Raw genomic sequence first — 13,391 nt, forward strand, 5'->3', positions numbered from 1 at the left:
TGACGACCGTTCACCGCAGAGCGGCCCTCATCGCGGCGACCACGGCGTCTTCGGACGGCAGCGGAACGCTCTGATCGCCGTGCAGGAAGATCCGGACCTGACGCACGGCCTGACGCAGCAGCATCCCCTCGCCGGAGACGGCGCGTCCGTCTCTCCAGGTGGAGGCGAGCGCCGAGGGCCAGGGCGAGTAGGCGACATCGAACAGCACTCCCCCGCTCGCACTCAAGCGTGCGGAGGTCGCGTCGTCGAGGGCCGCTCCCCCGGGAAGCGTCGCAACGGTGAGACCGACGTCGACCGCATCTGCGTCGAACGGGGACGACGAGACCTCGACCCCGAGCCGTCGACCGATAGCCACGAGCTCGGCTGCACGCTCAGGTCGGCGTGCGCGCACTTCGATGGAGCGGGATCCTCCTTCGACGCACGCGACCAGGGCGGATGCGGCTGTGGCGCCGGCCCCGAGGATGCGCACGCTCCCGATGCCGAGGAGCGCATGCTCGCCCAGAGCGTCCACGATGCCGCCGACGTCGGTGTTGAAACCGTGGATGCCGTCCGTCAACAGCAGTGTGTTCACCGCGCCGGTGAGGTCCGCGTAGCGATCGTGTGTTCGCGCTGCTCGATGCGCCTGCTCCTTGAGGGGCATCGTGAGCGACAGCCCGCGCCATGAATCGTCCAGAGCGCCCAGAGCGCCGCTGAACGAGGCCTGATCGACCTGGAGACGCGTGTACTCCCAGTCGAGTCCGAGCGCCTCGTATGCCGCAGCATGCAGTCGAGGGGACTTGGAGTGCGCGATCGGGTCTCCCCACACCGCGAGGCGCCGCTGGGTCATCCGGCCGAGCATCCCCCGTCGGGGTTCTCCTGGCACCACTGCTCCCACTTCTCGACTCCCTGCAGGTGCTCCTCGTAGGTGACCGAGAACTGGGTCTCTCCGGTGGCGAGGTTCGTCGTGACGAAGTAGAGCCATGGACCGTCTGCGGGATGCATCGCCGCGTCGATCGCCGCGTAGCTCGGGCTGGCGATCGGCGTGACCGGCAGGCCCGTGTGCACGTAGGTGTTCCACGGGTTGTCGTCCTCGAGGGCCTCGGCAGAACTCGAGACGACACCCTCGTGGAGCGAGCCGTATCCGTACTGCGCAGTCGAGTCCATCTGCAGCTTCATGTCGATGTCGAGACGGTTCTCGATCACGCGAGACACCTTCGGGAAATCTGCGGTGAGGCCTTCACGCTGGATGATCGATGCGATGGTCAGGACGCGCTGCGCGTCCTCCGCAGGCACAGCGGCTTCCGTGAGCGCTTCCTTCGTGCGATCGACCATGCGCTGGACGACCTGGGTGGCGGTCACCTCCGGATCGAACGTGTAGACGGCCGGGAAGAGCCACCCCTCGAGGCTCTGCGCGCTGACACCGTAAGTCGCAGGATCCGCATCGACCGCCGCCTGGAGCTCCTCGATGGGCATCCCCAGAGATTCGGCCATGTCGGGCAGCGAAGATTCGATGGTTGCACCCTCGCCGACGCTCGCAGAGTTCTCGCGCTTGTTCTCGGGGTTCTGGAGCGCCTCGAGCGCCGCTTCGGCCGTCATCTTCTCCTTCAGGGAGTAGATGCCCGGGTAGAAGGTCACCGCGACGTTCTCGGTGACGAGATAGTCGTAGAAGACGTCCTCCGTGCGCGTGACGCCGGCCTCGTACAGTGCGGTCGACACCGGTGAGCCCGTGTCGCCCTCATGGATCGTGACGAGCACCTCGCCGGTGGCCATCCCCGGCTCCCAGTCCTTGGGATCGCCCCAGCCGAGGGCATCGCTGATCTTGTCGCCGTACGCGTTCCACGCCCAGACGCCTGCGCCGACGATGCCGCCGATCACGGCGAGGACGATGACGAGGGCGACGAGGCACCCGGTGCGTCGCTTCTTCTTCGCCGGCGGTCGGTTTCCGGTGTGATCCTCCGGATGTCCGTGGAAGAGGTCCTCGAGCCGGCCGCCAGCTGCGGAGCCATCCCCGGCCCGGGCGGGCGGCACGTCGCCGGCGGGCCCGTCAGAGGTGAGATCGGAGGCTCCGTCGGCGGGAGCAGCCGCATCCTCCGACGGCATGGACGACGCGGCCGAGCGAGCGTCGGCCGCGTCGCGGGTCGCGGCCGTCGGCATCGCGCGGGTCGACACGTCCTCACCTGTCGAGGTGTCCGGAGACGTGCCTGCAGGAGCAGCGGACGGCTGTGCGGCCGCGGCTTCGCGCGCCGCTCTCCGAGACCCGGGTGCGGGTGGCGTGTTGTCGACCGTCGGTATCCGCTGCGACGGGTCGGGAAGGTTCTCGAACAGGTCACCCAGGCGGGCGTCCGGATCGTGCTGAGGCGAAGCACTCTCACGTTCGGGCATTATCGGGGGGACTCCTCGTCGAGCGGAATCGTGGCACCGGTCGGGTTTCCGGTGCTCTTCTCCGTGTCGATCGCCTGCTGCAGCAGGACCACCGCGGCGATCTGATCCACAATGCTACGAGAGTTCTTCTGTGATCTGCCCGAAGAACGCAACGCGGCGTGTGCCGTGACGGTGCTCAGCCGCTCATCGACCAGCCTGACGGGCGTGCCGGTGCGAGCATGCAGAGCAGCGGCGAACTCCCGGGAGTCCGTCGTCGACGCAGTGTCCGCACCCATGAGGTTCACCGGAAGCCCGACCACGAACTCGAGCACGTCGAAGTCCTCGGCGATCGCGGCGATCCGGTCGATCGCCTGTTCGTTCCGCTGAACCGTCTCGACAGGCACCGCGAGCATGCCGTCCGGATCGCAACGCGCGACCCCGACGCGTGCCCGTCCGACGTCGACACCGATCCGCACGCCGCGGCGGAAACCGCTCACGCTGACTGCAGCTCCTGCGACACGGCCTCGAGCGCGGCCGACAAGGCGGCCACATCCGTGCCTCCGCCCTGAGCGACGTCGTCACGACCACCGCCGCCTCCTCCGAGCACCGAAGCGGCGCGCTTCGCGAGTGCTCCGGCCTTCGCTCCGGCTGCGCGAGCGGCATCGTTCGTCGCGACGACCACCACAGGGCGACCGTTGACCGAGGCACCGAGGGCCACGACCGCAGCGTCGGAACCGAGGCGGTCCCGGACACCGAGGACGAGCTCGCGCACGTCGTCGGCCGAAGCCACCTCGCCGAGCGACTGCGCAGCGACCCGGAACGCGCCGACGCGGCTCGCCGCATCGGCGATGGCGGGAACACGACCTGCGCGCTCCTTGGACTCGAACTGCGCGATGCGCTTCTCGGCCGCCTTGAGGCTCGCAGAAAGATCGGCGATGCGCTCGGCCAGCTGGTCGCGAGGTGTCTTGAGCGAGGTCGTCAGCTGCGACACCAGCGCCCGCTCCGCCGCGAGCTCCCGGAAGGCGTCCTGACCGACCAGCGCTTCGATACGGCGGTTCGACGCGCCGACGGACGATTCGCCGACGACGCTGACGAGACCGATCTCCGCGCTCGTGCTGACGTGGGTGCCCGCGCACAACTCGCGCGACCAGGGACCTCCGATGTCGACCATGCGCACGACATCGCCGTACTTCTCGCCGAAGAGAGCCATGGCTCCGGCTTCCTTCGCCTCGTCGAGCGTGACGATGCGGGTGGTGACCTCGAGAGCGTCGTTGACGGCGCGGTTCGTGATCTCCTCGATCTCGGTGCGCGTGTCTGCCGAGAGCGCCTGAGACCACGAGAAGTCGAATCGCATGTACCCGGCGCGGTTGAGTGAACCGGCCTGCGTGGCGGTCGGCCCCAGAGTGTCGCGGAGCGCCGCGTGCACGAGGTGAGTCGCCGAATGAGCCTGGCGCGCAGCGCGGCGATTCGCCGCGTCGACGACGGTGGTGGCCGCATCGTCGACGGCGACGACACCGCGAGTGATCTCGACGGTGTGACTGATGAGTCCGGGCACCGGGCGCTGCACATCGAGCACCTCGAGTTCGAACCCGGGTCCGACGATCACGCCCTTGTCGGCGACCTGGCCCCCGGACTCGGCGTACAGCGTGGTCTCGGCAAGCACGACTTCGGCGATCTGTCCCTCGGCCGCGCTGCGAACCGTGTGACCGTCGACGAGGATGCCGAGGATGCGCGAATCGACCTCGAGCTCGGAGTATCCGTCGAAGCCCGTCTCGCCCAGCGCACGGAGATCGCGGTACACCGAGACGTCCGCGAGCTGACGCTTGCGATTGCGTGCATCGGCCTTGGCGCGTGAGCGCTGCTCCTGCATCAGCGTGTCGAACGCCTCGCGGTCGACCGCGAGACCCGCTTCCTCCGCGACCTCGAGCGTGAGATCGATCGGGAACCCGTACGTGTCGTGCAGCAGGAAGGCCTCGGAGCCGCTCAGCGACGCTCCGCCGCTCTTCTTGGTCTCGTCGAGCGCGAGGTCGAGGATCGTGGACCCCGATGCCAGCGTGCGCCGGAAGGTCTCCTCCTCGGCGATGGCCGAGGCGGAGAGGGTCGCCCACTCCTTCTCGAGCACCGGGTAGGCGGACTTCATCGCGTCTCGCGAGGTGGCGAAGAGCTCGGGGAATACCGGCTCGTCGACGCCGAGCAGTCGCATGGAGCGGACCGTGCGCCGCATGAGGCGTCGGAGGATGTAGCCGCGTCCTTCGTTGGACGGGCGGACGCCGTCCGACAGCAGCATGAGCGACGAGCGCACATGATCAGCCACCACTCGGAAGCGCACATCGTCTTCGTGCACCGCACCGTAGCGGCGGCCTGAGAGCTCGACCGCGCGGTCGAGCACCGGGCGCACCTGATCGGTCTCGTACATGTTCTCGACGCCCTGCTTGAGGAAGGCGACGCGCTCGAGCCCCATGCCCGTGTCGATGTTCTTCTGGGGCAGTTCCCCCACGATGTCGAACTCGGTCTTGCCACGGATGTTCTCGATGAAGTCCTGCATGAACACGAGGTTCCAGATCTCCAGGAACCTCGAGTCGTCGGCCGCCGGGCCGCCGTCCTTGCCGTACGCGGGGCCGCGGTCGAAGAAGATCTCGCTGTCAGGTCCACCGGGGCCGGGCTGGCCGGTGTTCCAGTAGTTGTCGGCGCGTCCCAGACGCTGGATGCGCTCGGGCTTGAGGCCGATGATGTCGCGCCAGATGGCCTCGGCCTCGTCGTCCGTCTCGTACACGGTGACCCAGAGGTCCTTCTCGTCGAACCCGAGCCCGCCGTCGGCCTCGGAGCTCGTCAGCAGCTCCCACGCGTAGCGGATCGCGCCCTCTTTGAAGTAGTCGCCGAACGACCAGTTGCCCATCATCTGGAAGAAGGTGCCGTGACGCGCGGTCTTGCCGACCTCTTCGATGTCGTTGGTGCGGATGCACTTCTGCAGGTCGGCGATTCGCGGATGCGGTGCGGGCACGACTCCGGTGAGGTACGGGATCATCGGCACCATCCCGGCGACCGTGAACAGCAACGACGGATCGTCGCTGACCAGAGAGGCCGAAGGGACGATGAGGTGGTCGTGCTTCTCGAAGAAGTCGAGATACCGTTCCGCGATCTCCGCAGTTTTCATAGGGGTGCCAGGTGTCCTTGCGTACAGGGTGTGGAAGGGCGTGCCGACTGACGAGGGGTCGCGGCGAGGGTGCCGTGACGGTCAGTCGTCAGCGGGGTCGGTGAGACGAGCCTGCTCCTCGCGGAAGGCATCGCCGACGATCCCGGTGAACTCGTTGAAGCGGGCGTCGACCTCGGCGAGGATTTCATGACCGCGCGGGTCGTTGTTCATGAGATGCGCCGCGATGAAGCCGCCGATCACACCGATCAGGAACCACTGCACGTTCTTCATGTCGCCATCCTTGCCTCTGGCCCGCGTGGGCGCGGTGCTTCCATCGTATGCGGAAACGACAGAAGGCGTCGGGTGACCCCGACGCCTTCTGCGGAAAAGCTGAACTCAGCGAGCTGCGTAGTACTCGACGACGAGCTGCACTTCACAGGTCACGGGGACCTCGGCGCGCTTCGGGCGACGAACCAGGCGAGCCTGGAGCTTGTCGAGCTCGACCTCGAGGTAGCCGGGAACGGGAGGCAGGACCTCGGCGTGACCGCCGGCCGCTGCGACCTGGAAGGGCTCGGTGCCCTCGCTCTTGGCCTTGACGTGGATGAGCTGACCCGGCTTCACGCGGAAGGACGGGCGGTCGACGAGCTGACCGTCGACGAGGATGTGACGGTGCACGACGAGCTGACGAGCCTGTGCGGTGGTGCGGGCGAAGCCCGAACGCACGACGAGGGCGTCGAGACGCATCTCGAGCAGCTCGACCAGGTTCTCACCGGTCAGGCCGTCCTGACGGCGAGCCTCGTTGAACGTGTTGCGCATCTGCTTCTCGCGGATGCCGTACTGCTCGCGCAGACGCTGCTTCTCACGCAGACGGACGGCGTAGTCGCTGTCAGCCTTGCGCTTGGTGCGGCCGTGCTCACCCGGAGCGTAGGGACGCTTCTCGAGGTAGCGGGCGGCCTTCGGGGTGAGCGGGATGCCGAGTGCACGGCTCAGACGCACCTTGCGGCGGTCCTGGGACTTCGTGGTCACGAAGTTATCCTTCCGATGACGTGGTCGCGTCTTTCACGACTCACGGACGTATCGTCCGCGTTCTTCCTTGGAGCGCACGCCGGGGCGCCAGCAAGGTGGGGTGTGAACGAGGAGATGCCCGAAAACTTGGTTTCGAGCCGATCCAGTCTAACAGATTCGCGTCAGCGGCCGTCGAGGATGCGACGGATGCGCTCCAGGCGGGCCGAGATGTCGCGTTCGGCACCGAGGTTCTTGGGCTCGTAATAGCGTTTTCCCCGCAGCTCGTCAGGCAGATACTGCTGCGGAAGGATGCCGAACTCGCTGTCGTGCGGGTAGACGTATCCCCGACCGTGGCCGAGCCGCTTGGCACCCGGATAGTGCGCATCGCGCAGATGCAGCGGCACCCGCCCGAAGCCTCCGGATCGGATGTCGGCGATCGCCTGGTCGATCCCCACATACGCCGCGTTCGACTTGGCGGTCGTGGCGAGGTAGACGGTCGCTTCAGCGAGCGGAATACGCCCCTCCGGCATGCCGATGAAGGCGACCGCATCGGCAGCGGCGACCGCGATAGAGAGCGCCTGGGGGTCGGCGAGTCCGACGTCTTCAGATGCGGAGATCACGAGACGTCGCGCGATGAAGCGGGGGTCCTCCCCCGCTTCGATCATCCTGGCGAGGTAGTGCAGTGCGGCGTCGGGATCTGATCCGCGGATCGACTTGATGAACGCGCTGATGACGTCGTAGTGCTCGTCGCCCTGGCGGTCGTATCGCAGCAGCGCCTTGTCGACGGCCTGAGCCACGTCATCGGCGGTCGCGGCGGGCACCGCGCCTTCCTCGCCCTTGGACAGAGCGACGGCTGCCGCCGCCTCGAGCCCGGTGAGCGCGCGACGCGCATCGCCGGAAGCCAGTCGGATGAGGGCAGCGCGCGCGTCATCGGCCAGGGTCACCGCACCGTTGAGTCCGCGCGCATCGATCACCGCCCGATCGACGAGCAGCCCGATGTCGTCGTCCGTCAGCGGCTGCAGGGTGAGGAGCAGCGACCTCGACATCAACGGCGAGATCACCGAGAAAGAGGGATTCTCGGTGGTCGCGGCGATCAGCAGGACCCAGCCGTTCTCGACCCCGGGCAGCAGCGCGTCCTGCTGCGCCTTGGTGAATCGGTGGATCTCGTCGAGGAACAGGATCGTGGTCTGGCCGTACAGGTCGCGCTGGGTGATCGCCTCCTGCATGACCTCACGCACGTCCTTCACGCCGGCGGTGATCGCCGAGAGCTCGACGAACCTGCGACCGGACGACCGCGCGATCGCCTGCGCGAGGGTCGTCTTGCCCGTGCCCGGCGGCCCCCAGAGGATGATCGACACGGCGCCCGGCGAGGTGGCGGCAGGGTCGGCCAGGGCGACGATCGGGGAACCGGCACGCAGCAGGTGCTTCTGACCGGCGACCTCGTCGAGAGACACAGGGCGCATGCGCACGGCGAGAGGCGTCTGCCCGGAGAGCAGTGCGGCTGCGGAGGTCATTCGTCCAGGCTAACGCGGGGCGCCGACACTTCGGGCGGGAGAGGCCGGCGCGATCTCGACGGTAGGCTCTCAGGCGACGTTGCACATTCACGTCCAGTAAGGGAGCACGCAATGGCCGGACGCGGGAAGAGCACGCAGCAGTCGCGCACCGAGGCGGAGCGCGCGCGCCTGCACACCGCCCGCAAGACCTGGCACGAGGGGCAGATCCGCCGTCGCGCCCGCGACAACGTGATCGCCGTCGTCGTCGGCGTGCTCATCGTCGCCGGCGCCGTCGTGAGTCAGGTCGTGCACGCTCAGGTGAACCCGCCCGCGCCCTCCCCCACGCCGACCGTCGAGCCGACCGACGCGCCCTTGCCGACAGAACCCGCGAGTCCCGAACCCGCCCCCTCAGACGCTCCGGCCGAGTGAACCCGCGGTTCGCCCTCGTCTGCAGCGCACGAACTGCGACATCTGCTGATCCGTCGGCTCCTGCCGCGGCCCTCAGTACTCGGTGACGGCGAGGCGGTAGCCTCTCTTCACGACGGTGTGCACGAGTTCATTGCCCCCGAGTGCCTCCCGCAGCCGAGCCACGGCGACCTCGACCGCGTGTCCGTTGCGCTCGGCCCCCGGAAGCACCCCGCCGAGCTCGGCCCGCGAGAGCACACGGCCACCTGCCGAGGCCAGCGCTTCTATCAGCGCCGCCGCCGAGCGCGAGAGCGGGATGAACGCGCCGTCCACGAGGACTCCGCCGCTGCGGACCTCGACGAGGCCCGCGTCGGTCGGCAGCGACGGCGCCCTCCCTCCTCCGAAGTGCGCGATGACCGTTCGGGCGAGCGATCCGAGTCGCCCTCGGTCGGCGATCGTGGTGCGGAGGTTCGCGGTCTGCAGGGGTGCCGCGGTGATCGGCCCCACGCACGCCAGCAGGAGGCGTCCCGACTCGGCGCGCCTTCTGATGCTCTCCAGGGCGCCCGACTCCTCGGCGAACGCGATCCACGATGCCGCTCCCGGCGCCGAGGTGAACAGCACGGCATCGGCTTCTCCGCCTGCGGCTTGGAGCGCCGAACGTCGCACCACGTCAGGATCCGGAGGAGGACCCCAGCGGTACACCGTGATGCTCAGCACGTCGGCTCCGGCATCCGCCAGCAGCTCGTCGAGTCCGTCCGCTCCGGCACCGTGATGCTGCACGAGGATCCGCTTGCCCGCCACGCCGGAGGCGAGGAGGTATTCGCCCACCTCGGCAGACGTCTCGGACTCGGCGACCCAGTCGGCGGTGAAACCGGCCTGCTGGATCGCACCGTGCGCCTTCGGACCTCGGGCGACGAAGTGGGCGCCCTGCAGCGCCGCGTCGAGCTGCCCGTCGAGTCCGTGCTCGTGCGCCGCGTCCATCCACCCGCGGAACCCCACCCCGGTGGTCACGATCACGATGTCCGGCGGAGAGCCGATGACCCGCTCGGTGCGGGCGAGCAGTTCGGCGTCATCGGAGTTGGTGACGATGCTCAATGCGGGCGCTCGATGGACGACCGCTCCCCGACGTTCGAGAGCGGTCGCCAGGTCGATCGAACGGCGGTCGGCCGCGACGATGATCGTGCATCCGGCCAGCGCCGAGTCCAGTGCCCGCGCGGTCGTCATGTGATACTCTCCGCGATCATCGCCGGCGTCGGCAGCAGGAGCCCCGCCCGAGCGACTTCACCGATCACGATGACGGCCGGGTTCACCAGCTGGGCCGACGCCGCATCCTCCGCCGCCCGCGCGAGGGTGCTGCGAATCGTCCGCTGCCTCTCGGTGTGCCCGTTCTCGACGATCGCCACGGGGGTGTCGCCGGACACGCCGTGCGAGACGGCCGATGCGGCCAGCCGCGGCAAGGATGCCACCCCCATCAGGATCACGGTGGTGACAGACGGATCTGCCATGGATGCGAGCGCACTCGCGGTGAGCTCGCCGTGCCCGTTGACGATGTGCACACCAGACGCGACGCCGCGGTGGGTCACCGGGATCCCCGCGGCCTGGGGCACGGAGATCGCGCTGCTGACGCCCGGCGTCACGCTGACCGGCACGCCGGCTGCTTCGCACGCGAGAACCTCTTCTCCGCCCCGCCCGAGCACGAACGGGTCGCCGCCTTTGAGGCGCACCACCCGGTGCCCGGCGAGAGCGCGATCCACCAGCAGCGCGTCGATCTCGTGCTGCGGTACAGGATGATGGCCCGGTCGTTTGCCGACGTCGATGATCTCGACGTGCGGCGGAAGCTCGTTCCTGAGCTCCTCGAACGGCCCGAGGCGATCGGCGATCACGACATCGGCCGCCATGAGCAGCCGGTACGCGCGCACCGTCATGAGATCGGCGGGACCCGGCCCTCCTCCGATCAGATCGACCCTGCCCACTCGTGCTCGCCTCATGAGTCCGTGCTCTCCGGCGTCCCGACGTAGACGTCGCCGTCTTCTATCGCGACCGGCCACACCCGCAGCGCTGCCGGCGGCTTGCCGTGGGTCTCGATGCACTCGCCGGTACGGAGGTCGAAGACCTGCTTGTGCAGCGGAGAAGCGACGGTGGGGGCGTCTCCCCGGCTGCCGACGATCCCGCGCGAGATGACGTGCGCGCCGGTGAACGGGTCGAGGTTGTCGACACCGTGCACCGTCCCGTCCGGAAGGAGGAACAGCGCCACCTGCTGTCCGTCGATGAGGGCCGCGCGCCCGCGCTCGACCTCGAGGTCGCCGATCGCGCACACCCGCACGTGCGTGGAGGGGTCGATTGCGATGCTCATCGACGCACCTCGAGAGCGGTGCCGGCGATCAGGACCCCGCCGGTCCGTCGCTCTTCCGCGGTGGCCGGACGGATCTGACCGCGTTCCGAGACGTAGGCGAGCGACGGATCCGGGGTGTCCGCCGCATTCACGAACGACCGGAACCGTTCGAGTTTGGTGGGGTCGGCGAGGGTCGCCGCCCACTCGTCCTCGTAGCGATCGACATGCTGCGCCATCGCCTCATCGAGGTCGGCGCAGATACCGAGACTGTCGTCGAAGATCACGCTCCGGAGGCCGTCGAGGCCTCCTTCGAGATCCTCGCACCACGGAGCCGTGCGCTGCAGACGATCGGCCGTACGGATGTAGTACATGAAGAACCGATCGATGGCCGTGATCAGACCTTCGTCGTCGAGATCGGAGGCCAGCAGCTGGGCGTGCCGCGGAGTGAACCCGCCGTTTCCGCCGACGTACATGTTCCATCCGGTCTCGGTGGCGATCACTCCGACGTCCTTGCCCCGCGCCTCCGCGCACTCACGAGCGCATCCAGACACGCCGAGCTTGAGCTTGTGTGGCGCGCGAAGCCCTCGATAGCGGAGCTCCAGCTTCACCGCCATCCCGACGGCGTCCAGCACTCCGTACCGGCACCAGGTCGAGCCGACGCACGACTTCACCGTGCGCAGGGACTTGCCGTATGCCTGTCCCGATTCGAAGCCTGCGTCCACCAGACGCTGCCAGATCACCGGCAGCTGCTCGAGCCGCGCCCCGAACATGTCGATGCGCTGACCGCCTGTGATCTTCGTGTACAGCGCGAAGTCCTTCGCGATCTGGCCGATCGCGATCAGGCCCTCCGGGGTGACCTCGCCGCCGGCCATTCTCGGCACGACCGAATAGGTGCCGTCCTTCTGCATGTTCGCCATCACGTGGTCGTTCGTGTCCTGCAGCGTGGCGTTCTCCCCGTCGAGCACGTGAGCTCCGACGAGGACCGACAGGATGCTGGCGATCGCCGGCTTGCAGATGTCGCACCCACGCCCTCGTCCGAACCGGTCGACGATCGCACTGAAGGTCGTGAGCTGCGCGACGCGCACCGCGTCGAACAGCTGTCGGCGTGAGAGATCGAAGTGCTCGCACAGGGCGTGAGACACGGTCTGACCGAGCTTCGTCAGCTCCTGGCCGACGACCTTCTTCACCATCAGGACGCACGAACCACAGGTGGCGCCGGCTTTCGTGCATCCCTTGACCGCGGCGGCATCGGTGCAGCCCTCGTCGTGCACCGCCTGGCGGATGCGCCCCGCCGTCACATTGGAGCACGAGCAGACGACGGCCTCGTCCGGCAGCTCTCCGCCGGGGGCCTCATTGCCTCCTTCCGGCAGGAGATATGCGGCAGGGTCTGCTCCGAGCTTTGCGCCCACCAGCGGCCGCAGGGCGCCGTAGGCTGCCGCGTCGCCGACGAGGATCCCACCGAGCAGCGTCTGCGCGTCGTCCGACAGCACGAGCTTCTTGTAGACCCCTGCCACAGGATCGGCATAGACGACATCGAGAGCGTTCGGCGTGGTCGCCATCGTATCACCGAAGCTCGCCACGTCGACGCCCGAGAGCTTGAGCTTGGAGGAGTCGTCGTATCCGGGGAACGCCGCGTCGCCGCCGAGGAGCCGGGTGGCGGCGACCTCCGCCATCGCGTAGCCGGGTGCCACGAGGCCGACGCACCGGCCTTCGAAGCTGGCGACCTCGCCGATCGCCAGAATGTGCGGGTCGGAGGTCGCGCACCGGTCGTCGATGATGATCCCGCCCCGCGGATCCACGAGCATCTCCGCGTTTCGTGCGAGTTCGTCGCGCGGCCGCACGCCCACCGTGAAGACGACGACGTCGGCTCTTTCGACTGAGCCGTCCTGGAACTCGAGCGCGGTGACCGCACCCGAGGTGTCGGGGTCGAGACGCGTCGTGCGCGACTGGGTGCGCACCGAGATCCCGCGCGCTTCGAGCAGTCGCTTGAGCATCCCTCCACCCGCTGAGTCGAGCTGCGCCGACATCAGGCGATCCGAGTACTGCACGACGGTCGCCTCCACGTCCATCCCCTGCAGCGCGCCGGCGGCCTCGAGGCCGAGCAGACCTCCGCCGATGACCGCGCCGCGCAGCGGACGGCCGAGCACTCCGCTCCGCTGCGTGACGAAGTCCTTGAGGCCCTGCACATCGTCGAGGGTCCGGTAGACGAAGCAGCCGGGCAGGTCGGCGCCGTCGACCGCGACCTTGGCGGCGTACGAGCCCGTGGCGAGCACCAGCGTGTCGTAGGGGATGCTCGTGCGCGACCTCGTCGTGACGGTGCGTGCCGCGCGGTCGATCCGCAGCACCCTGTCATCGGGGAGGAACCGCACGCGGAAGTCGTCGAAGACCGAAGGATCGAGCTCCAGATCCTCCGGCGTCGATCCCGAGAAGAACCCGCTGAGACCGACCCGGTCGTACGGCCTGCGCGCCTCGTCGCCGATCACCGTCACATGCAGGGGTGTCTCAGCTCGACTGATCAGACTCTCGACGAAACGGTGCGCGACCATACCCGCACCGACGACGACGATCTCCTTGGGGGTGAGGAAGACCTCGCTCATGCTGCTCCAATCGCCGGGGGACGTCGTGATGGCGACGATAGGAGCCTGGTGTTTCCCAGATGTGACGCGTGGTGTTTCGTGCGTCG

12 protein-coding genes are annotated in these 13,391 nt (G+C 68.3%); 1 reads left to right on the top strand and 11 read right to left on the bottom strand.

Annotation, left to right across the window (positions count from 1 at the left end; translation table 11 throughout):
- Positions 1–10: 10 nt before the first annotated feature.
- From ACZ0AA_RS04330 to ACZ0AA_RS04360, 7 genes are all read right to left on the bottom strand, one after another.
- The gene (locus tag ACZ0AA_RS04330) at positions 11–826 is read right to left on the bottom strand and encodes a shikimate dehydrogenase (protein ID WP_463512221.1); all 816 of its coding nucleotides are present in this window, start codon (positions 824–826) and stop codon (positions 11–13) included.
- The gene (mltG, locus tag ACZ0AA_RS04335; RefSeq protein WP_463512222.1) at positions 823–2,361 is read right to left on the bottom strand and encodes an endolytic transglycosylase MltG; all 1,539 of its coding nucleotides are present in this window, start codon (positions 2,359–2,361) and stop codon (positions 823–825) included. The genes ACZ0AA_RS04330 and mltG overlap by 4 nt, the downstream gene beginning before the upstream one ends.
- Positions 2,361–2,837 (bottom strand): Holliday junction resolvase RuvX, encoded by a 477-nt coding sequence (gene ruvX / locus ACZ0AA_RS04340; protein ID WP_400860270.1) that lies wholly within the window; start codon positions 2,835–2,837, stop codon positions 2,361–2,363. The genes mltG and ruvX overlap by 1 nt, the downstream gene beginning before the upstream one ends.
- Positions 2,834–5,494 (bottom strand): alanine--tRNA ligase, encoded by a 2,661-nt coding sequence (gene alaS / locus ACZ0AA_RS04345; protein WP_463512223.1) that lies wholly within the window; start codon positions 5,492–5,494, stop codon positions 2,834–2,836. Before alaS ends, ruvX begins: the two co-directional genes overlap by 4 nt.
- A gap of 81 nt (positions 5,495–5,575) precedes the next feature.
- The gene (locus tag ACZ0AA_RS04350) at positions 5,576–5,764 is read right to left on the bottom strand and encodes a hypothetical protein (RefSeq protein WP_400785398.1); all 189 of its coding nucleotides are present in this window, start codon (positions 5,762–5,764) and stop codon (positions 5,576–5,578) included.
- Between the two features lie 105 nt (positions 5,765–5,869).
- A complete protein-coding gene (rpsD, locus tag ACZ0AA_RS04355) occupies positions 5,870–6,499 on the bottom strand; it encodes a 30S ribosomal protein S4 (protein ID WP_052677824.1) in 630 nt (209 codons plus the stop codon).
- Between the two features lie 161 nt (positions 6,500–6,660).
- Positions 6,661–7,992 (bottom strand): replication-associated recombination protein A, encoded by a 1,332-nt coding sequence (locus ACZ0AA_RS04360; RefSeq protein ID WP_463512224.1) that lies wholly within the window; start codon positions 7,990–7,992, stop codon positions 6,661–6,663.
- A gap of 111 nt (positions 7,993–8,103) precedes the next feature.
- On the opposite strand from ACZ0AA_RS04360, the gene ACZ0AA_RS04365 reads away from it, so the two are divergent.
- On the top strand, positions 8,104–8,400 hold the full coding sequence (locus ACZ0AA_RS04365) for a hypothetical protein (protein ID WP_463512225.1): 297 nt from the start codon (positions 8,104–8,106) through the stop codon (positions 8,398–8,400).
- Positions 8,401–8,472: 72 nt separating this feature from the next.
- Here the strand turns inward: ACZ0AA_RS04365 and ACZ0AA_RS04370 are convergent, their stop codons facing one another.
- Genes ACZ0AA_RS04370 through nirB form a run of 4 tightly spaced genes read right to left on the bottom strand, consistent with a single transcriptional unit; the run spans position 8,473 to position 13,305 of the window.
- The gene (locus ACZ0AA_RS04370) at positions 8,473–9,600 is read right to left on the bottom strand and encodes a uroporphyrinogen-III synthase (protein ID WP_463512226.1); all 1,128 of its coding nucleotides are present in this window, start codon (positions 9,598–9,600) and stop codon (positions 8,473–8,475) included.
- Positions 9,597–10,349: a uroporphyrinogen-III C-methyltransferase gene (cobA, locus tag ACZ0AA_RS04375; RefSeq protein WP_463512227.1), complete on the bottom strand. Its 753-nt coding sequence runs from the start codon at positions 10,347–10,349 to the stop codon at positions 9,597–9,599. The genes ACZ0AA_RS04370 and cobA overlap by 4 nt, the downstream gene beginning before the upstream one ends.
- Before the next feature lie 11 nt (positions 10,350–10,360).
- Positions 10,361–10,729 (bottom strand): nitrite reductase small subunit NirD, encoded by a 369-nt coding sequence (nirD, locus tag ACZ0AA_RS04380; protein WP_463512228.1) that lies wholly within the window; start codon positions 10,727–10,729, stop codon positions 10,361–10,363.
- A complete protein-coding gene (gene nirB, locus ACZ0AA_RS04385) occupies positions 10,726–13,305 on the bottom strand; it encodes a nitrite reductase large subunit NirB (RefSeq protein ID WP_463512229.1) in 2,580 nt (859 codons plus the stop codon). The genes nirD and nirB overlap by 4 nt, the downstream gene beginning before the upstream one ends.
- Positions 13,306–13,391 lie beyond the last annotated feature (86 nt).

Source organism: Microbacterium sp. AC035 (assembly GCF_979258485.1).